This is a genomic window from Planomicrobium sp. CPCC 101110, from assembly GCF_007859395.1.
Taxonomy (GTDB): Bacteria; Bacillota; Bacilli; order Bacillales_A; family Planococcaceae; genus Planococcus.
In genome coordinates this window covers 1,389,568-1,410,769 of the sequence record NZ_VOHD01000003.1, presented here as the reverse complement: position 1 = coordinate 1,410,769, position 21,202 = coordinate 1,389,568, and the positions used below count along the sequence as shown (strand labels likewise).

General features: G+C 46.7%; 16 protein-coding genes. All 16 read right to left on the bottom strand.

The window, feature by feature from the left end; translation table 11 throughout:
- Positions 1-27: 27 nt before the first annotated feature.
- Entirely contained in the window at positions 28-2,301 is a 2,274-nt protein-coding gene (locus FQV30_RS06830) for an FtsK/SpoIIIE family DNA translocase (RefSeq protein ID WP_146499599.1), read from the bottom strand.
- Positions 2,302-2,445: 144 nt separating this feature from the next.
- The gene (locus FQV30_RS06825) at positions 2,446-4,113 is read right to left on the bottom strand and encodes a ribonuclease J (protein ID WP_146499343.1); all 1,668 of its coding nucleotides are present in this window, start codon (positions 4,111-4,113) and stop codon (positions 2,446-2,448) included.
- 138 nt (positions 4,114-4,251) lie between these two features.
- A complete protein-coding gene (locus FQV30_RS06820; protein WP_370512372.1) occupies positions 4,252-5,262 on the bottom strand; it encodes an aspartate-semialdehyde dehydrogenase in 1,011 nt (336 codons plus the stop codon).
- Positions 5,263-5,371: 109 nt separating this feature from the next.
- Entirely contained in the window at positions 5,372-6,598 is a 1,227-nt protein-coding gene (locus tag FQV30_RS06815; RefSeq protein WP_146499341.1) for a M16 family metallopeptidase, read from the bottom strand.
- Between the two features lie 64 nt (positions 6,599-6,662).
- Complete coding sequence (pnp, locus tag FQV30_RS06810) at positions 6,663-8,777, bottom strand: polyribonucleotide nucleotidyltransferase (protein ID WP_146499340.1); 2,115 nt, start codon at positions 8,775-8,777, stop codon at positions 6,663-6,665.
- Positions 8,778-8,925: 148 nt separating this feature from the next.
- Positions 8,926-9,195, bottom strand: a complete 270-nt coding sequence (gene rpsO / locus FQV30_RS06805; protein WP_146495365.1) for a 30S ribosomal protein S15 — start codon at positions 9,193-9,195, stop codon at positions 8,926-8,928.
- Positions 9,196-9,330: 135 nt separating this feature from the next.
- Entirely contained in the window at positions 9,331-10,281 is a 951-nt protein-coding gene (ribF, locus tag FQV30_RS06800; RefSeq protein WP_146499339.1) for a riboflavin biosynthesis protein RibF, read from the bottom strand.
- Position 10,282: 1 nt separating this feature from the next.
- A complete protein-coding gene (gene truB, locus FQV30_RS06795) occupies positions 10,283-11,212 on the bottom strand; it encodes a tRNA pseudouridine(55) synthase TruB (protein ID WP_146499338.1) in 930 nt (309 codons plus the stop codon).
- A 70-nt stretch (positions 11,213-11,282) separates the two neighbouring features.
- Positions 11,283-11,651, bottom strand: a complete 369-nt coding sequence (rbfA, locus tag FQV30_RS06790) for a 30S ribosome-binding factor RbfA (RefSeq protein WP_146499337.1) — start codon at positions 11,649-11,651, stop codon at positions 11,283-11,285.
- Positions 11,652-11,669: 18 nt separating this feature from the next.
- Entirely contained in the window at positions 11,670-11,948 is a 279-nt protein-coding gene (locus tag FQV30_RS06785; RefSeq protein ID WP_146499336.1) for a DUF503 domain-containing protein, read from the bottom strand.
- Complete coding sequence (infB, locus tag FQV30_RS06780; RefSeq protein ID WP_146499335.1) at positions 11,945-14,230, bottom strand: translation initiation factor IF-2; 2,286 nt, start codon at positions 14,228-14,230, stop codon at positions 11,945-11,947. Before infB ends, FQV30_RS06785 begins: the two co-directional genes overlap by 4 nt.
- A gap of 4 nt (positions 14,231-14,234) precedes the next feature.
- A complete protein-coding gene (locus FQV30_RS06775; protein WP_146499334.1) occupies positions 14,235-14,552 on the bottom strand; it encodes a YlxQ family RNA-binding protein in 318 nt (105 codons plus the stop codon).
- On the bottom strand, positions 14,552-14,830 hold the full coding sequence (gene rnpM, locus FQV30_RS06770) for an RNase P modulator RnpM (protein ID WP_146499333.1): 279 nt from the start codon (positions 14,828-14,830) through the stop codon (positions 14,552-14,554). Before rnpM ends, FQV30_RS06775 begins: the two co-directional genes overlap by 1 nt.
- A gap of 20 nt (positions 14,831-14,850) precedes the next feature.
- The gene (gene nusA / locus FQV30_RS06765) at positions 14,851-15,981 is read right to left on the bottom strand and encodes a transcription termination factor NusA (RefSeq protein WP_146499332.1); all 1,131 of its coding nucleotides are present in this window, start codon (positions 15,979-15,981) and stop codon (positions 14,851-14,853) included.
- A gap of 7 nt (positions 15,982-15,988) precedes the next feature.
- Complete coding sequence (rimP, locus tag FQV30_RS06760; RefSeq protein WP_146499331.1) at positions 15,989-16,489, bottom strand: ribosome maturation factor RimP; 501 nt, start codon at positions 16,487-16,489, stop codon at positions 15,989-15,991.
- 250 nt (positions 16,490-16,739) lie between these two features.
- Positions 16,740-21,047, bottom strand: coding sequence for a PolC-type DNA polymerase III (locus tag FQV30_RS06755; RefSeq protein ID WP_146499330.1), 4,308 nt, complete (start codon positions 21,045-21,047; stop codon positions 16,740-16,742).
- Positions 21,048-21,202: the final 155 nt, after the last annotated feature.

Here is a 21,202-nt window from a genome sequence, read left to right as displayed (position 1 = left end):
TGTGCTACTATAACTCGCCTTATCGGTTTAATAGTCCTCTTGTTTAGGCACTAATACCGTTCTTGGCTTGCTGCCTTCATAAGGCCCGACCACACCGCGCTGTTCCATCTGGTCAATGATTCTTGCCGCACGGGAATATCCGACACGGAATCGCCGCTGCAGCATCGAGACTGAAGCTGTCTGCATTTCGGATACCAATTGTACAGCTTCATCGTAAATTTCATCTGTTTCTTCTTCCATTTTCGTTTCATCAACTTCGGTCGGTATCATGTCTTCCTGGTATTGCGCTTTTTGCTGCTCGATACAAAAATCCACAATCTTTTCCACTTCAGAATCCGACAGGAACGCACCCTGCACACGGACCGGCTTTGATTGGCCCGCCCCAAGGAACAACATATCGCCGCGTCCAAGCAGTTTCTCCGCTCCGCCCATATCCAGAATGGTGCGGGAATCGATAGAAGAGGAAACCGCAAAAGCGATGCGCGAAGGAATGTTCGCTTTGATCACTCCCGTGATTACATTGACGCTTGGGCGCTGTGTGGCGATGATCAAATGAATACCTGCCGCCCGCGCCATTTGGGCTATACGGGTGATGGCATCTTCGACTTCGTTTGATGCAACCATCATCAAATCCGCCAATTCATCGACAATGACTACAATATATGGCAACTTCGGATGTTTTTCTTCATTTTCATCATTGAACGTTTGGACATAATGGTTATACCCTTCGATGTTGCGTGTTCCGGTATGGGAAAACAGTTCATAGCGCCGCTCCATTTCCGAAACGATTTTTTTCAGCGCCTGGGCCGCTTTCCGGGGATCGGTGACTACAGGCGCAAGCAGATGCGGAATGCCGTTATAGACATTCAACTCCACCATTTTCGGATCGATCATCATCATTTTAACTTCATGCGGTTTTGCCCGCATGATGATGCTCGTAATGATGCCGTTGATGCAGACACTCTTCCCGCTTCCTGTGGAGCCCGCAACCAATAAATGCGGCATTTTGTTCAATTCTGTCATTACGGCCTGGCCGGATACATCCCTGCCCAAACCGAACAGCAGCTTTTTGTCCGGTTTGTCATTTTCTTCCGACTCCAGAACTTCCCTCAAAGAAACGACGGCAACTTCGCTGTTTGGCACTTCAATTCCGATTGCCGATTTCCCTGGAATGGGAGCTTCGATCCGTATGTCCCGCGCAGCCAACGCAAGGGCCAGATCATCGGATAAGCTGACAATTTTGCTGACTTTCACGCCCGTATCCGGCAATACTTCGTATTTTGTTACAGCCGGGCCGAGATGGACTTGCGTCACTTTCGCCCGTACACCAAAACTTTGGAACGTCTTCTCAAGTTTTTTCGCGTTCTTCTGGATGCCGGCATATTCCCCGCTTTGGTCGCTATGCGGCGGCAAGGCCAGCAAATTGATCGGAGGCAATTGGTATTCCTCGTTTTCCAATTCTTCCGCAGCCGTCATCAACGTGATGTCCCCATCTTCGCGCGGCGGCGCTTCACCGGTTATCACTTCTTCCGGTCCTTCCGGTTCTTCCATCACTTCGGCTTTTTTCGGCTTCACATTTTCAGTGAACGCTGAAATGATTGGTTCATCATGCTGCTCCACCGGCACAATCAACGGATCTTCTTCATAGTCATCCAGCTGTTCGTCCACTTCAAAGGGCTGGTCAAGAACCGGTTTGCTGCGTGCCGCTGATATTTTTTTCCGTTTCGGTTTTCTCTTTTGGAACCGGTCAAGTGCAGAGATCATCAACGGTTTCAGGCTTGGCACTTTTTCTGCAATGAACGGCGCCGCTGTTTTGCCTGTTAAAATGATGGCCCCTATGGACAATAAAATAAGCGCAATAATCCACGTGCCTGCAGTTGCGAACAATACATGGAATATCGAATACAAGACGGCCCCTAAAATTCCGCCGCCGCTTGCTGAATAACTTTCCCAAATGGTACCGGTCACTTTTGTAGCCCTGATCGTTTCAGCCAGTACGTTGGCTGACGTGATCGGCAGTATGGATCCTGCAGCCCAAATCAAATGGCATATCAGCAAAGTCCCTGTGAACAGGAAAAAGCCGCCTGTTGCCGTTTTCATCTTAGGGCGGGGCCAGCTGCGCTTGATCATGATATGGACAGCTGCAAATAGCAGTACGAGCGGCACCATGAAAGCCAAATACCCTACAAAAATTTCAGCTGTGTTATAAAGCATCTTCCCGACGATTCCAAGCTGAAAGGCCATGAAGGCGGATAGCCCGATCAATACAAGGCCGATCATTTCAAATGCAATCATTGGCATCGGCTGTTTCTTTTTCGCTTTTGTTTTCGCTTGTTGTTTTTTCTTTGGACGAGTCCGTGGCACTCTAATCCCTCATTTCTCAGATAATCGAAAAAGGATTTCCGCCGATCCTTCGGCCTGGAAATCCTTTTACTTTTTTCTTTCTTAATATTCCATGATAATCGGGATGATCATCGGACGGCGTTTTGTTTGTTGGAACAGATAAGAATTCAATGCATCACGAATTTCCTGTTTGATGTTATTCCATTCGAACGTTTCTTTCGCTACATACTTTTCTACGATTTTACGGACCAATTGAGCCGATTCATCCATCAGCTGCTCTGATTCGCGCACGTAGACAAATCCTCGCGAGATCATTTCAGGGCCGGAAGCGATTTTCTTTTCTTTGCGGTTCAATGTGACCACAACAATGAAAATACCATCTTGGGATAAAAGTTTGCGGTCGCGCAGAACGATGTTTCCGACGTCGCCGATCCCAATGCCGTCGATCAGTACGTTTCCAGCAGTAACACGCCCGCTCATGCGTACTTTACCGTTTTTGTATTCCACAATATCGCCTTTATCGGCAATGAAGATATCCGATTTTTGCAGACCGACTTGCTGGGCCAATTTCGAGTGGGCGATCAGCATTTTGTATTCGCCTTGGATCGGAATGAAATATTTCGGTTTCATCATATTCAACATCATTTTCAAGTCTTCTTGGCTGCCGTGGCCGGAAACGTGGACTTTCTTGCTTGATGTCAATACATTGGCGCCGGCTTTCGCCAGTTTGTTCATCGTCTGGAACATTGGAACTTCCATGCCGGGCGACGGCGTAAATGTGATCAATACGGTATCCGTATCCTTGATCTTCACGTCTTTGTGCTGTTTGCGCACCATCTTATCAAGCGCTTCTAGCGGTTCGCCTTGATTGCCTGTGACAATGATGACAACTTCATCATCACGGTATTGCTCCAGGTCTTTCAACGAAATGACAGTATCTTCACCAACCGTCAAATAGCCTAGACGCAATCCCACTTCATAGCTGCTTTCCAGACTTCTGCCGGCAACCGCCACTTTTTTCCCGGTCATTTTCGCAAGATCGAACACTTGCTGAATGCGGATAAAATTCGAAGAATAAAGGGAAACGAGAATTCTTCCCGGTGCAGCATGGAACGCTGTCAGCAAATGATCAGCGATAACGGTTTCCGATGTTGTATGGCCAGGACGTTCGGCTTCAGTGGAATCCGAAAGGAGCATAAGCACCCCGTCTTCTCCCAATTTCGCCATTTTGGCGATATCCGGTTTGTAGCTGCCTTTTGCCGACTGGTCGAATTTGAATTCTCCTGTATGCACAATTGCCCCTTCCGAAGTATGGAAGACAATTCCTAGAGCATCCGGAATGCTGTGTGTAGTATGGAAGAACGTCACATGGGTAGTGTCAAAGTTCATGCGGCTCTTGTTGGTAACTTCAAAAAACTTCACATGCTTTAATGATCCTTGTTCTTTAATGTGTTCTTTCGCTAACGCAATCGTCAATTTCGAACCGTATACAGGCGCCTGGATTTTTTTCAATAGGTAAGCAATCGATCCGATTGCATCTTCATGTCCGTGTGTTAAGAATATCCCTTTAACCCGGTCTTTGTTTTCTTCCAAATAACTCATATCCGGAATAACGATATCCACTCCGAACATTTCATCTTCCGGAAACATCAATCCGCTATCCACTACAAATAAATCTTCATCAATTTCGATGACGTACATCGCTTTGCCGATTTCGCCGACTCCGCCTAACGGTATTACTTTAATCAATTCATTTTTTATTTTAGCCACTTAATTTCCTCCTAAAATTTACCCGTACATATCCATAGATATTATTATACGGGAATCATAGGAAACAGTCCAAAGAAAAAACAAACCGGGGCTTGCCCCGGTTTGTCCACCAAGCTGTATCCAGTTGTTTTTGTACGATTATAAGATTTGTTCTTCCACTAAAGCTTCAGCTATTTGCACTGAATTTAGCGCCGCCCCTTTTACCAGGTTATCGGATACGACCCATAGGTGGAAGCCATTTGGATTGTCCAGATCTCGGCGGATGCGGCCGACAAAAACTTCATCCTGTCCTGCAGCCATAAGCGGCATCGGGTAAACCTGGTTGGCAGGGTCGTCCATCAATTCCACGCCGGGCGCTTTTGCGATCGACTGCTTCACTTCTTCCACCGTCGGAGCCTCTTCAAGCTCCACATACACGGATTCCGAATGCCCGGTCACGACCGGAAGGCGGACGCATGTGGCAGCTACTGACAGTGTGTCATCGTGCATAATTTTCTTCGTTTCGTTGATCATTTTCATTTCTTCAAATGTATAACCGTTATCTGTAAATTGATCGATTTGCGGAATTGCGTTAAAAGCGATCGGATAATGGCGGTCGGCCGATTTTACCGGCAATACATTCGCTTCTGCATTTTTGGCATTGTCAAAGTCGGCACTTTGGCTTTTCAATTCGTTGATAGCGTTAACGCCTGCACCGGATACTGCCTGGTAAGTCGAAACGACAATTTTTGATAGTCCATACTGCTCTTTTAGCGGCTGAAGGGCGCAAACCATCTGGATTGTCGAACAGTTAGGATTCGCGATAATGCCCTTGTGCGTTTGGATATCCTTTTTGTTCACTTCAGGCACGACTAGCGGCACTTCTTTGTCCATGCGAAAAGCGCTGGTATTATCGATGACAACCGCTCCGCGTTTTACAGCTTCTGGAGCAAATTTCTCAGAAATGCTGCCTCCAGCGCTGAATAAAGCGATGTCAATGCCTTCAAATGATTCCGGCACTGCTTCTTGTACGGTATAAGTTTCGCCTTTAAAATCGATTTCTTGGCCAGCAGAACGGCTGGATGCCAAAAAGACGATATTTTTTACCGGGAAGTTTCTTTTTTCAAGTTGATCTTTCATTTGTTGGCCCACTGCTCCTGTGGCCCCCATAATCGCAACATTATATGATTTCACAAGCTTCTCTCCTTCAATGATATTGGCGTTATTGTACCACAATTCAGCCTGCTGCAGTATTGAATCGATTAAAAAAGAAGCTTCCTCATAAAGAGGAAGCTTCTTTCGAGCGGATGATGGAGATTGCCGGCTGTCCGGCAATCAGGCTCATCAGCGATTCTACTTTTTCCTGTGACACCGCGTCAATCAGCGCCAATACTTCATCATAGTCCAAGTGCCTGCCAAGCATCAATTCCTGCTTGCCATTGCGGCTCATGCGGGAACTCGTGCTTTCAAGGCCAAGCATTAAATTGCCTTTTAGCTGTTCCTTGGAATCTGTCACTTCTTCCGCCCCCAAACCTTGGGTACGCATTTCTTCAAGCGACTGAAGAATCACTTCCTGCAGTTCCGGTACCTGTTCATCAGCGGTTCCTCCGTATATGGCTAAGGTTCCGTGATCGGAATAGGCCGAGTGGTACGAGTATACCGAATACGCCAACCCGCGCTCTTCGCGGATTTCCTGGAACAAGCGCGAAGACATTGAACCCCCTAATATGTTGTTCAATACCGATAAGCTATAAATATCCGGATTGTTCAACGAAAGTCCCGGATAACCCAGGCATAGATGGCCTTGTTCAGTGTCTTTGTTTTTATAGGAAAACCCAGAAGAAAAATCAGGCAGCATATGGATTTTTGGGCTTTCCTCTTTTTTGAAAGAACCAAAAAGAGTCTCGGCCACTTTTATCAATTGCGGCGTGATATTGCCCGCTATGGAGACGACTGTATTCTTCGGCGTATAGAAACGATCCATAAATTCCTTGATCTTTTCTTTGGTGAACCGCGGAAGTGTTTCGGTGGTCCCTAAAATGGGCGCGCCGATAGAATGGTGCGGATACATCACTTTCCAGAGCTGTTCATGAACATCGTCATCCGCCATGTCTTCGGTCATGCTGATCTCTTCCAAAACCACTTGCCTTTCCTTGTCGATTTCAGCCGGATCCATCACCGAGTTGAAAAACATGTCGGCAATTACACGCACCGCATGTTCTGCGTGATGGTCGAGAACTTTCGCATAATAGCATGTATATTCTTTGGAAGTATAAGCGTTGATGTCCCCGCCGATGCGGTCGAATTCGCGGGCTATCTGTTTTGCTGTACGCGTTTCGGTTCCTTTGAATAGCATATGCTCGATAAAATGTGTAATGCCGTTTTCTTCTGGCGATTCATCTCGTGATCCCGCTTTTACGAAAACACCGACGGCAACCGAGCGAAAATGCGGGATATGTTCTGATACGATGCGCAATCCATTTTCGCAAGTATGTGTTGTAACCACTCCAACCGTCCTCCTATACGAAAAAATTGCCAACAGAAGCTGGCAATTTCCGTGTTTCTTTATTTTATTGGCTGGCTTTTTCAGCCGCTTCTTTTTCTTCTTTCAAGACAATTTTCCGTGAAAGGTTGACGCGCCCTTGGCGGTCAATTTCAACCACTTTCACCTTCACTACATCATCCAGTTTCAATACATCTTCCACTTCTTTTGTCCGTTCTTCCTGGATTTCAGAAATGTGGAGAAGACCGTCTTTGCCAGGGAACAATTCAACAAACGCACCGAACTTTTCAATTCGTTTTACTTTGCCTTCATAATATTCGCCGACTTTTGCTTCACGCACGATGTTTTCGATCATTGCTTTCGCTTTTTCGTTCATATCCTGATTCACAGACGAGATGAAGATTGTTCCGTCTTGCTCCGTATCGATTTTGACGCCGGTTTCATCAATGATCTTGTTGATGACTTTACCGCCAGGTCCGATTACATCACGGATTTTATCCGGATTGATCTTCACCATGATAATCTTCGGCGCATATTGCGATAAACGTTCACGCGGTTCAGAAATGGTCGCCAACATCGATTCCAGGATGTGAATTCGCCCAATTTGAGCTTGCGTCAATGCTTCTTCCAGAATTTCGCGGGAAAGGCCTTCAATTTTGATGTCCATTTGAAGTGCCGTGATCCCCTCTGCAGTACCTGCCACTTTAAAGTCCATATCGCCAAGATGGTCTTCCATCCCTTGGATATCCGAAAGCACTGTATAGTTGTCGCCTTTTTTCACAAGTCCCATGGCAATGCCGGCAACCGGCGCTTTCAATGGCACGCCTGCATCCATCATCGCCAAAGTTGAAGCACAAATACTTGCCTGTGAAGTTGAACCGTTCGATTCAAGCACTTCAGCTACCAGACGAATTGTATACGGGAAATCTTTTTCGTTCGGAATAACAGCTTCCAGAGCGCGTTCCCCAAGAGCACCATGCCCGATTTCACGTCGGCCAGGGCCTCGAAGAAAACCGGTTTCCCCTACAGAGAACAACGGGAAGTTGTAATGGTGCATAAAGCGCTTGGATTCTTCAATTCCAAGGCCGTCAATAATTTGAACATCGCCAAGAGCGCCAAGCGTACAAATGCTCATTGCCTGGGTTTGCCCGCGAGTGAACAATCCAGAACCATGTGTACGGTTCAAAATGCCGACTTCCGAAGACAATGGACGGATTTCAGAAGGGGTACGGCCGTCCGGACGGATCTTTTCATCCGTGATCAAGCGGCGGACTTCTTCTTTGACCATCTTGTCCAAAATCTGGTTCACTTGTTTTTTCACGTCATCGTCAGCGTCTTCATACGTCACCAATACACGTTCTTTAACAACGTTGATCGCTTCAGAACGAGCTTGTTTTTCGCTTACTTGAACCGCTGTTTTCAAATCCGTTTCAGCAACAGCTCTGATTGTTTCGGAAAGTTCCGCATCTAGTTCATAAAGTTGGATTTCCGTTTTTTCTTTGCCTACTTCTGCTGCAATTTCTTCCTGGAAAGCGATCAATTTCTTGATTTCTTCATGGCCGAACATGATGGCTTCTAGAATCGTTTCCTCAGAAACTTCTTTTGCACCTGCTTCCACCATGTTGATAGCGTCTTTTGTTCCCGCAACCGTCAAGTTGATCGAGCTTTGCTCCAGTTGTTCGTTAGTCGGGTTGATGATAAACTCACCGTCGATCAATCCGACAATGACACCTGCAATCGGGCCATCAAACGGAATATCAGAAATCATCAAGGAAAGTGAAGAACCGAACATCGCTGCCATTTCAGAAGGGCAATCCTGGTCAACTGACATCACCATGGAAATGACTTGCACTTCATTGCGGAAGCCATCCGGGAATAAAGGACGGATCGGACGGTCGATCAGACGGCTGATCAATGTCGCTTTTTCTGATGGGCGCCCTTCACGTTTGATGAAACCGCCTGGAATTTTACCTACCGCATAAAGACGCTCTTCGTAATTTACTGTCAACGGGAAAAAATCCGTAGCTTTAGGGGTTTTTGAAGCTGTTGCTGTAGAAAGTACTGCCGTATCGCCATAACGGATCAAAGCCGCTCCGTTTGCCTGTTTTGCCAATTGACCGACTTCGACCTGCAATTCGCGGCCTGCCCAATCAAGTGTATAAACTTTTTTCGTTTGCTCCATAATCGAGCTCCTCTCTCTTACAATCTTTCAAAAACTACTTTATGTATCTTTTAGTAGTGTATCAAAAAAGCACCTTTAGTGCGATTGAATGTTAAAACTTTTATGCATAAAGAAAAAGCGGGACAAGTCCCGCTTTTGCTAATTGCTATTATCGGCGTAAGCCTAGTTTTGAGATTAACTCACGGTAGCGCTGTACATCGTTCTCGCGCAAGTATTTAAGCAAGTTACGACGGCGTCCTACCATTTTGAAAAGTCCACGACGTGAGTGGTGATCTTTCTTGTGAGTACGCAAGTGCTCGTTCAAGTTGTTGATGTCTTCTGTAAGAATGGCGATTTGAATTTCTGCAGATCCAGTATCTGTTTCGTGCACTTTAAATTCATTGATCAATTCATTTTTACGCTCTTGAGTGATTGCCATACTGTTTCCACCTCCTAATTTCGAATATCCCCAATTACCGAGCAAACGTTGGTGATTCGTATTGCCAAGCAATGGTTCGTACTTTAAGTACTTGTAAATCATAGCATATCACTTTTTCAAAATCAACTGCCCGGCTTAGTTTAAGCTGCCGAAAAACTGGATTGCAGTTTCTTTATCCTTCTGGATCTGCGCTTTCAATTCATCGATGCCAGAAAACCGCTTTTCATCCCGGATCCGCTGATGCCATTCGACCGTCACTTGTTCTCCATAAATGTCTTTGTTGAAATCGAGAATATACACTTCAATGCTCAGCTTTTTCACGTCTGGATTGTTGAATGTCGGTTTGTAGCCAACGTTGCAGACACCGTCATAGTAGTTTTCCTGTACACGGATCCGGACAGCGTAAACGCCGCGTCCGGGCACAAAAGTGCCGAGTTCGGGTTCGACGTTCGCAGTCGGAAAGCCGATGGTCCGTCCGCGTTTGTCCCCGTTGACGACTGTCCCGACAATCTGGAACGGACGGCCAAGAAGATGGCAAACTTCCCCGACAGCGCCTTCTTTCAACAATCCGCGGATGCGCGTCGAGCTGATTTTCTCTTGTCCGTCTTCTTGCTTCGGTATGACGGTGATAGTATATGTTCCATTGCTGCATTCTTTCATCGTTTCCATATTGCCTTTTCCGAAGTTTCCAAATGAAAAATCAAATCCGGCCGCTACGTGGACTACATTCAATTCTTTGATGAAATGCTGAATAAACTGCTCAGGTGTCAACTTGGCAAACTCGGACGTGAAACGCACGATAAAACAGACATCAACGCCGATTTCTTTCAGAATCTCCAGCTTTTGCTGGAGCGGAGTAATATAGAAGACTTCTTCTTTTCTTCCTCCAAGCACAAGCGACGGATGCGGATCAAATGTCATAACCGCTGATTTGATGCCCAATTCCTTCGCCCGTTCGATGGCTTCGCCGATGACGCGCTGATGGCCTTTATGTACACCGTCAAAAAAGCCCAGGGCCAAAGACAAGGCCCCTAATTCTTCAACGGTCTTCATTTGATTGGGATAGTTCAAGTAGAAGATTTTCATTTTACACCTCGCCAATTGCCGGTATGCCGAACATTTTTTCCGGCTTCATTTTATCCGCTTTTTCAGGATGCTTCTTATATAATGCCAAAGGCTGCCCTTTGACAGTAAACACTACAAATTCCTGTTCATCGAGGATGGAATGGCGCTTGAGCACCTGGCCATTTTGAAGCGCAAAAACATCCTTCTCTTCGATCTCAACGAACGGAAACGCACTCAATCCGTAACCAAGCGGCTTCAAGATACTGTCTACACTATCATTTTGCGCAAGTTCAGCCACTTCGGCAAGTGTTACGCAGTCTTCCCGGCTGAATTTCCCTGAACGGGTCCGCGTCAGCCTCGACATGTGCGCAGGGTAGCCAAGCGCCTGGCCGATTTGAACAGCCAATGTCCGGATATAAGTGCCTTTTCCGCAGCGGATCCGGATGTTGAATTTCACTGTTTTGCCGGTCCACTCCTGTCCGTCGTCCAAGAGTTCAATCCCGTCAATGCGGACAATCCGTGCAGGCCGCTCCACTTGAATGCCTTGGCGGGCATATTCGTACAATTTTTTCCCATTGACTTTGACCGCCGAATACATTGGCGGGATTTGAGTGATTTCTCCAGTCAACTCATCGAATACACGCAGCAACTGTTCTTTCGTAATATGCTTTTCGCTGTCGTCGGTTGTCACCACATTGCCCGTGGCATCTTCTGTTTCTGTTGAATAGCCGATTGTCACTTCCGCTTCATAGGCTTTTCCCTGGTCGGTAATGTACTCGGCCACTTTTGTTGTATTCCCGATGCAGATCGGCAAAACTCCGTCCACTTCAGGATCCAACGTACCTGTGTGACCCACTTTTTTCGTCTTTAAGATTTTGCGCAGTTTGAATACGCAGTCATGGGAAGTCATTCCCCGCTCTTTCCATAATGGCAGGATGCCGTTGATCGCCATTCTTTTCAACCCCTTGTCTCTATGTAAAAAAAGCCTGCTAATCTAAGAAACTAGACTGCAGGCTCAAGTTTTATTCTTCTTCTTTAAGTTCTTCTTTTGGCTCTTCTTTTATGTCGCGCAACAAAGAGTCAATGCGATTGCCATAAGCTACAGAAGTATCAAATTCAAAAGATAATTCCGGAGTTTTCCGAAGCCGGATCCGTTGTCCGATTTCCGAACGGATAAATCCTTTGGACTTTGATAACCCGAGCAAAGTCTGCTCTTTTGTCTTATCATCACCTAAAACGCTGATGTAAACCGTAGCCATTTGCAAGTCGCCTGTCACTTCAACATCCGTAACCGTTACAAAACCGATTCTTGGATCTTTCAGTTTGCGGCTGATGATTTCGCTCAACTCTTTTTTCATTTGTTCACCTACACGATTCGAACGCATCGTCATCGCTTTTTCACCTCGTTCTCACAAATATTCTTTCTGAATCTCTAAACATTCCCATTCCGGGTTGCTTTCCAAGTATTGCAGCACTTGCTCCATTTCTTTATCCGCCATTTCTTTTGAAGAAGAAACAGTGACAAAAGCGATACGCGTTCGCTGCCATACATTTTGGTGGTCGACTTCCGCCGCGGAAACGTTAAATCTTTGCTTTGAACGGGTTAACATGCTTTTCAAAACTGCCCGTTTTTCTTTCAAGGAATGTGCGGTTGGAATGATAAATTCGCATTCCATGTAAACGATCATTTCCGTTTGATTTCTTCCATTACGTAAGCTTCAATAATGTCCAGTTCTTTAACATCATTGAAGTTTTTGATGGTAATCCCGCACTCATATCCTTGAGCAACTTCTTTAGCGTCATCTTTAAAACGTTTCAACGTATCGATTTCACCTTCGAAAACAACAATGCCTTCACGGATAACGCGAACGCCGCTGTCTCTTGTGATTTTGCCTTCTATCACATAGCTGCCGGCAATCGTACCAACTTTCGATACCTTGAACGTACTGCGGACTTCTGCCTGGCCGATGATTTTTTCTTCAAATTCAGGATCAAGCAATCCTTTCATTGCAAATTCGATTTCTTCAATCACTTTGTAAATGATTCGGTGCAATCGAATATCAACGCCTTCAGCTTCTGCAGCACGCTTCGCGTTCACGTCCGGACGGACATTAAAGCCGATTACGATTGCATTGGACGCAGCGGCAAGGGCAATGTCCGATTCGGTAATCGCGCCGGCGCCGGTGTGGATGATTTTCACATTTACGCCTTCTACATCAATTTTCATAAGGGAAGCAGCCATGGCTTCTACTGAACCTTGAACGTCAGCTTTAACAATCAAGTTCAGTTCTTTCATTTCCCCTTGTTTCATCTGGTCAAACAAATTATCAAGCGTAACGCGCGTTTTCTCTGAACGCTGAACTTGAAGCGCTGAAGCTGCGCGGGTTTCGCCCACTTGGCGCGCTGTCTTTTCATCTTCAAAAACAACAAAACGGTCTCCTGCTTGAGGAACATCGTTCAATCCTGTGATTTCAACCGGTGTTGAAGGGCCAGCATCTTTAACGCGGCGCCCAAGGTCATTGACCATTGCGCGGACCCGGCCATAAGTGTTTCCGACAACAATCGGATCTCCAACATTCAGCGTACCATCTTGCACTAGCAATGTAGCTACCGAGCCGCGGCCTTTGTCAAGCTCCGCTTCAATTACGGTACCAATTGCACGCCGCGCAGGGTTCGCTTTGAGTTCGCCAACTTCTGAAACAAGCAAAATCATTTCAAGAAGCGAATCGATGCCTTCGCCTTTCAAAGCCGAGATCGGAACGAAAATTGTATCGCCGCCCCAAGCTTCCGGAACTAATCCGTGCTCAGTCAATTCTTGCATTACGCGGTCCGGATTTGCGCTTGGCTTATCCATTTTGTTGACCGCAATAATGATCGGAACTTCAGCCGCTTTTGCGTGGTTGATCGCCTCGACTGTTTGCGGCATAACGCCATCATCAGCTGCAACTACGATAATCGCAAGGTCAGTGACTTTTGCTCCGCGTGCACGCATTGTCGTAAACGCGGCGTGCCCTGGAGTATCCAGGAACGTGATTTTCTTGCCGGCTTCCATAACTTGATAAGCACCGATATGCTGCGTGATGCCGCCTGCTTCGCCTGCAGTTACTTTCGTATTGCGGATAGAGTCCAGCAATGTCGTTTTACCATGGTCAACGTGACCCATGATTGTCACAACAGGAGGACGTTCTTGTTGGAGCTTTTCATCTTCTGGCTCAAAGTATACTTCAAGATCGGTTTTATCGATCAAGATTTCTTCTTCAACTTCCACTTCGTATTCTGCACAAACCAATTCAATCGCATCTTTATCCAGCTCTTGGTTGATGGTCGCCATCACACCGAGCATGAACAGCTTTTTGATGATTTCTGAAGGTTCGCGCCCTAATTTTTTCGCCAGTTCCGCTACAGTCAAAGACTCGGAGAACGTGATTTTCGCTGGCAATTCTTTTTCTTTTCTTGGCATTGGCGGCATCGGATTCACCGGTGCCTGCTGTCTGTTTTTGTTGCGGTTTTGGTTGTTGCGGTTGCCGCCTGGGCGGTTGTTGGAGCGTTGGCCTGGACCAGCAGTCGGTTTTGCCGCTTTCGGCGTAAAGTTCGATCCCGTAGTCGGACGGTTCTGACCCTGTCCAGAGGGACGGTTTTGCCCTTGGCCTGAGCCGGCAGGGCGTGACTGCCCCTGTCCAGATGGGCGGCTGCCTTGTCCGGATCCAGCAGGACGGTTTTGCCCTTGTGATGGACGGTTCCCGCCGCCTGTAGGACGGTTCTGGCTTTGGTGCTGTTGGCGTGTCTGCGTTTGTAAACCTTGCCCATTGGCAGGCTTTTTGTAAATGCTGTCCAATTTTGAAATAGCAGCAGGCTCTAATGGAGCCATATGGTTTGCCGCTTCAATGTTCAGCTTGGATAACTCTTGAATGATCTCTTTGCTCGGCTTGTTTACTTTTTTGGCGTATTCGTGTACTCGAATATTGGTCATCTGCTCACCCCCGGTTATTTTCGTCGAATAAGCTAGTCAATTTTTTAGCAAATCCTGCATCTGTTATTGCGATAACGACTCGTTCATCTTTGCCGATTGCTTGGCCAAGTTCAAACCTTGTGCCAAAAACGTGCACTGCGACACCGTATGTTTTGCATTTATCATGCAATTTCTTGTTCGTATTGGCTGAAGCATCTTCTGCCAATATGACCATTTTTGCGTTTCCTCTGCGCACTTCATTGACTACCAGTTCTTCCCCGGTCACGGTCATTCTGGCGCGCGTAGCTAAACCCAAAAATTGAAGAATCTTTTGTTTGATCATTATTTCAGCTGCTCTCTAAGAACGACGCGAATCAATTCATCATATATTTCTTCCGGAATTTTCACTTCCAGTTGATTTTCAAGCACTTTCTTTTTGCGTGCAACCGCGATGGCTTCTTCTGTCTTGGAGACATACGCTCCGCGGCCTGATTTCTTTCCGGTCAAGTCGACAAACACTTCGCCTTCTTTGGAACGGACTACGCGGATCATTTCTTTTTTAGGATGCATCTCGCCTGTTGCTACGCATTTCCGAAGCGGAATTTTCTTTTGCAGAGCCACCGGACATCACCTTTTCTCTGTTATTCTTTTTCCCCGTAAAAATCAAAGTCGTCAAGTTCTTCTTCATCTGATTCCACTAGTTCAATGCTAGCGTTCGGATTCGGATAAATGCCCATTTCGCGGGCATCTGTCTCGCTCTTGATATCAATTTTCCAGCCAGTCAGCTTCGCAGCCAGACGCGCGTTTTGGCCGCGTTTACCGATTGCAAGCGATAATTGGTAGTCCGGAACGACCACTGTCGTCGATTTTTCTTCTTCATTGACCTGCACATCCAAAACTTTGGACGGGCTAAGTGCGTTAGCAACAAAAACAACCGGCTCTTCAGACCATTCAACAATATCGATCTTTTCGCCATGGAGTTCATTGACAATCGTTTGGACACGGGCGCCTTTAGCTCCTACACAAGATCCTACCGGGTCTATATCGTCACGGTGTGCAACAACCGAAATTTTAGAACGGTCTCCAGCTTCGCGTGCTATCGATTTGATTTCGACGATGCCATCATAGATTTCTGGCACTTCTGTTTCAAAAAGGCGGCGCAATAGGCCGGGATGGGTGCGAGACACGAATACCTGCGGCCCGCGTGTTGTGCGCTCCACTTTCGTGATATAAACTTTAATGCGGTCGTGCGGCTGGTAAGATTCGTTCGGCATCTGCTCAGTTTGGGGCAGAACCGCCTCCACTTTGCCTAAGCCAACATACAAGTTGCGCGCATCCAAACGCTCGACAATCCCGTTGACGATATCATCAGCGCGGTCGACGAATTCTTCAAAGATTAAACCGCGTTCAGCTTCTCTCACCCGTTGAGTGACCACTTGCTTGGCTGTTTGCGCAGCAATGCGGCCGAAGTTGCGAGGCGTCACTTCTTCTTCCACTACATCGCCGACTTCATAAGCAGGGTTGATCGCTTGTGCATCTTCCAGGGAAATTTGCAGGCGTTCATCTTCCACTTCTTCTACTACATCTTTACGGGAGTATACAAGCATTGTGCCCGTGTTCAAATTCAAATCGACCCGCACATTTTGCGCTTGATTGAAATTGCGTTTGTACGCAGTTACCAAAGCCGCTTCAATCGCTTCAATCAAAACATCGCGTGAAATCCCTTTTTGTTTCTCTAATGCATCTAAAGCATCTAATAACTCACTGCTCATCTTTTATTCACTCCCAAGTTCTTAAATCAGGTTTTGCAGAAAAATCAATGGCAAGCCGGATGACTGCTATTTTCTGTCTTTCAACCACGATCGTTTTTCTTCTTGTTTTAATCTTGATCTCGACTTCAACTTCTTTATCGGTGTAAGAAATCAAATAGCCTTCAAACTCTTTCAAACCTTCAATCGGCTCATAGGTTTTGATGTAAATGTAACGCCCAAGAGCTTTTGCGAAGTCTTTTTCTTTCTTCAATGGCCGTTCTGCACCAGGTGAAGAAACTTCCAAAAAGTAGTTCTGCTCAATCGGGTCTTGCTTGTCCAGCACTTCACTCAGCTTCTCACTGACCAATGCGCATTGGTCAATGTCGATGGGAGCTTCCGGGTTATCTACATATACACGCAAAAACCAATTGCGCCCTTCTTTCAAAAATTCTACGTCAACCAATTCCAAATTTAGTTCGTCGATGATCGGCTGAGCGATTTGTTCGACGGTTTCTGTAATTTTGCTCATACATGCCTCCTGCCAATTTTATCCCGCTTCGACGAACAGTAGCCCTCCAACTTTCATAAGCTGGCGGCCTGACCGTAAAAGCCCAATTTGTTCAACTGCCGCTCAGTGGGAAATAGGATAATTTCCACTGAAAAGAGTTTCACTTTATGCCATAACAACAGAAAAGAGCGGGAAATCCCACTCTTCTGCGACAGAGCTATCAATAAATGTTATTACAATAATACCATAAAGCCCGGCATAATGCAAACGGCTAGAACAGGGACAGCTGATTTGCATCCGGCATGCCTTCCAGGCAACCATGATCATCCATGTATTCAATAATCGTTTTCGAAACACGGCCGCGCTGCTGTAGATCTTCCTTCGACAGGAACGTCCCGTGTTCGCGTGCAGCAACGATCGACTTCGCTGCGTTTGTTCCAAGGCCAGGGATGGCATTGAACGGCGGAATCAAGGTTTTGCCTTCGATGATGAATTGATCGGCCGACGATTTATACAAATCGACTTTTTGGAATGTATAGCCGCGTTCAACCATTTCAAGCGCCAGCTCCATGACCGTCAGCAAGTTTTTCTCTTTCGTCGACGCTTCCAGGCCTTTGGCGTTGATTTCGTCGACTTTCGCTTTGATTGAATGCGAACCTTTCGCCATGGCGTTGACGTCAAAATCTTCCGCCCGGACTGTGAAATAAGCAGCATAGTACAGAATCGGAAAATGCACTTTAAAGTAAGCGATGCGCACTGCCATCAAAACGTAAGCGGCAGCGTGGGCTTTCGGGAACATGTACTTGATCTTTTTGCATGACTCGATATACCAATTCGGAACGCCTTCTTTTTTCATCGCTTCTTCCATTTCAGGTGTCAGCCCTTTACCTTTCCGCACCGACTCCATGATTTTGAAGGCCAGGGAAGACTCCAGCCCCTGATAGATCAAGTAAACCATGATGTCATCACGGCAGCCGATTACGTCGGACAGCTGGCATGTGCCATTTTGGATCAGTTCCTGCGCATTGCTGAGCCAAACGTCCGTCCCGTGGGACAAGCCTGAAATCTGGACAAGTTCGGAAAATGTTGTCGGTTTTGTTTCTTCAAGCATTTGGCGGACAAAGCGGGTACCAAATTCCGGGATGCCGAGCGTACCGGTTTTACAGCCGATCTGCTTTTCCGTCACGCCGAGTGATTCGGTGCCGGAGAAAATCTTCATGACTTCCGGATCGTCCGTCGGGATGGTTTTCGGGTCGATTCCTGACAAATCCTGCAGCATCCGGATGACCGTCGGATCATCGTGTCCGAGAATATCGAGCTTCAAGAGGTTGTCATGGATCGAATGGAAATCAAAATGCGTCGTTTTCCATTCGGAATCCTGCGCGTCTGCAGGAAACTGGATCGGCGAAAAATCATAGATGTCCATATAATCCGGAACAACGATAATTCCGCCCGGATGCTGCCCGGTGCTCCGTTTAACGCCGGAACAACCTTGCACCAGCCGGTCGACTTCCGCTCCGCGGATGGTCAAATTATGGTCATTCGCATAGCCGCGCACATAGCCATATGCGGTTTTTTCCGCTACTGTGCCGATTGTGCCCGCCCGGAAAACATTATCTTCTCCGAAAAGTTCCTTTGTGTAGTTATGGGCATGCGCCTGGTATTCACCGCTGAAGTTCAAGTCGATATCGGGAACTTTGTCCCCTTTAAAGCCAAGGAACGTTTCAAACGGAATGTCCTGCCCTTCTTTTTTATATGGGATGCCGCAATCCGGGCAATCTTTGTCTTTCAAATCAAATCCGGATCCGACAGAACCATCATCAAAGAACTCGGACTTCTTGCACTGCGGGCATATATAATGCGGCGGCAGCGGATTTACTTCTGTGATTTCAGTCAGTGTCGCAACAAGCGACGAGCCGACTGATCCCCGCGAACCAACCAAATAGCCGTCATCCAATGATTTTTTTACAAGTTTATGTGAAATCAAGTAAATCACCGCAAATCCGTGCCCGATAATCGATTTCAGCTCTTTTTCGATACGCGCTTCAACAATTTCCGGAAGCTGCGAACCGTAGATTCTATGGGCCATTTGGTAACTCAATTCACGCACTTCTTCATCCGCGCCTTCAATCTTCGGCGTATACAGATCGTCTTTGATCGGCTTGACGGTCTCAATCATATCCGCAATTTTGTTTGAATTTTTCACAACGATTTCGTGCGCTGTTTCCGCTCCTAAAAAGTCGAATGCTTCGAGCATTTCATCGGTCGTTCTGAAATGGACTTTCGGCAATTTGTGGCGGTTCAATGGATTGGCCCCGCCTTGGGAGCCGATAAGCACTTGGCGGAAAATGCCGTCGTTTTCATCCAAGTAATGGACGTTTCCGGTTGCGACAAGCGGCAGCTCCAATTTACGGCTTACTTTGACAAGTTTCCGGATGACGTCTTCCAAATTCCATTCATCGCGTATCAGCTCCCGTTCGATGAGATGCGAATACACTTCTTTTGGATGCACTTCAAGATAATCATAGAACTGGGCCGTCTTTTCGACTTCTTCCATCGACTTTTGCATGACCGCTTCAAAAACTTCCCCTTTGTCGCAGCCAGACCCGACCAGCAGCCCTTTGCGGTGGCGCTGCAAAAGCGACCGGGGGATGCGCGGTACCCGGTAGAAATAATCGATATGGGAAGCCGATACAAGCTTGAACAAATTTTTCAGGCCTTCATCATTTTGAGCCAGCAGCGTACAATGCGTAGGGCGCGCCCGTTTATAGGAATCTCCGCTTCCTACATGGTCGTTTATTTGGTCATGATACAGGATGCCTTTTTGGTACGCTTCTTTTAGCAGATGGGTCAGCAAATAAGAAGTTGCTTCCGTATCGTAAATTGCCCGGTGATGCTGAGTCAATTCAATGCCGAATTTTTTTGCAAGTGTATTCAACCGGTGATTTTTCAGTTCTGGGTGAAGCATACGGGCAAGCTCGAGTGTATCGATCGTTGCGTGCTTTTTATCAATCCCGTATTTCTTATAAGCAACATACAAGAACCCCATATCAAACGAAGCGTTGTGGGCAACCATGATATGGTCGCCTGCCCATTCATGGTAGTTGCGGATAACTTCTTCCACTTCCGGTGCATTTTTCACCATATCATCCGTAATGCCGGTAAGGTCGATTGTCGTTGCAGACAACGGATGATGCGGGTTCGCAAAACTTTCAAACTTATCGATGATTTGGCCGCCTTTGATCTTCACGGCCGCAAGTTCAATGATTGTGTCGTAAACTGCGGACAATCCGGTTGTTTCCAAGTCGAATACAACAAATGTTTCTTCTTCGAGCAGTACATGCCGTTCTTCATATGCAATAGGCACTCCATCATCCACAAGGTTGGCTTCCAAACCGAAAATCGCCTTGATGCCGTGCTTTTTGCTGGCGGAATAGGCATCCGGGAACGACTGCACACCTGAGTGATCTGTTATCGCAATTGCCGGATGGCCCCATTTAGCCGCCTGGGCTACGAGCGAATCCACTGATGAAACAGCGTCCATTGCGCTCATAGGTGTGTGAAGATGCAGCTCTACCCGTTTTTCTTCTGCCGTATCCCGGCGGAGTTCCGGTTTGATCTCAGCCATATCTTGCGCCATCATGACCAAATCACGGACGAACGTATCCATTTGAATGGAGCCTCGAGCCTTCAGCCACATGCCTTTTTTTACATTGGCCATCAATTCTGCATCCTCTTTGTCGCGGGAGAACATCTTCACCAGGATGGAATCGGTGTAATCCGTCATTTTCACAGTCAGCAGTGAACGCCCGCTCCGAAGTTCTTTTACTTCTACGTCAAACACATAACCCTCGATCGTCACACGGCGTTCTTCGTCCACAATCGACTGGATCTCGAATATTTTTTCATCCGGTTTGATGGCAATCCCCATCTGGAACGGGCCTACAGGTGCGCCATTTTCCTTGCGGTCTGTTTCTCTCTTTTTCATATCCGCAAGTGCTTTCTTCGCCATTTCTTCTTCCTGCAAGCGGCGTTCTTCCATAAAAGCGTTATGCGCTTCTTCTTGGTTTTCTGCGGAAAGCTGGAAGTCAATCGCAAGGGGCGGAAAGCCGAATTGCTGGTATACAGCCGCCAACTTTTCGCTGTATTTTGATTTCAGCGCCATCATTTCATGCTCATGTCCGCATTTCAGCAATAACTTGCTGCCGCTCCAGGAGGGGGCTTGTGTAAGCAAACGTTCGCGAAGCGGCGGCGCCATGTCTGACAATTCATCAACCACATGCTTCCAGTAATCCTGGATCAGCTGGCTGTCGGTGTTGGCCTCTTCACATTCAATGTTCAGTTGAATCGAAGCTATAGGTGAAAAAGTGGCATGAAGCCTCTCTTTAAGCAAAAGATACAATTGCAGCGGCAGCACCTGATTCAACTTTACGATAAATCGCCATGTCCGCTCTTTTTTATGGACGGTCATCCGTGTCAATTCAGCCTCTTCAAAAAAGGGCATATGTACATCGTCCGTTAAGTCGAGATGCTGAAGAAGGAGTTTGAATCGCATCTTAGAATCTTGCTGGTTGGTCATAATTATCCCCTTCGTAACAGTATTTAAAATAAAGGAATGGTGGAGATTCTTTGCAAAACAACCTTGTTGAAGCTTTTTGCTCAGTATTCCTTAAAGAAATATCAACATAGTCAATCTCAAAGCAGAAGAAAAAGAAAGGAAAGTACACGAGTACT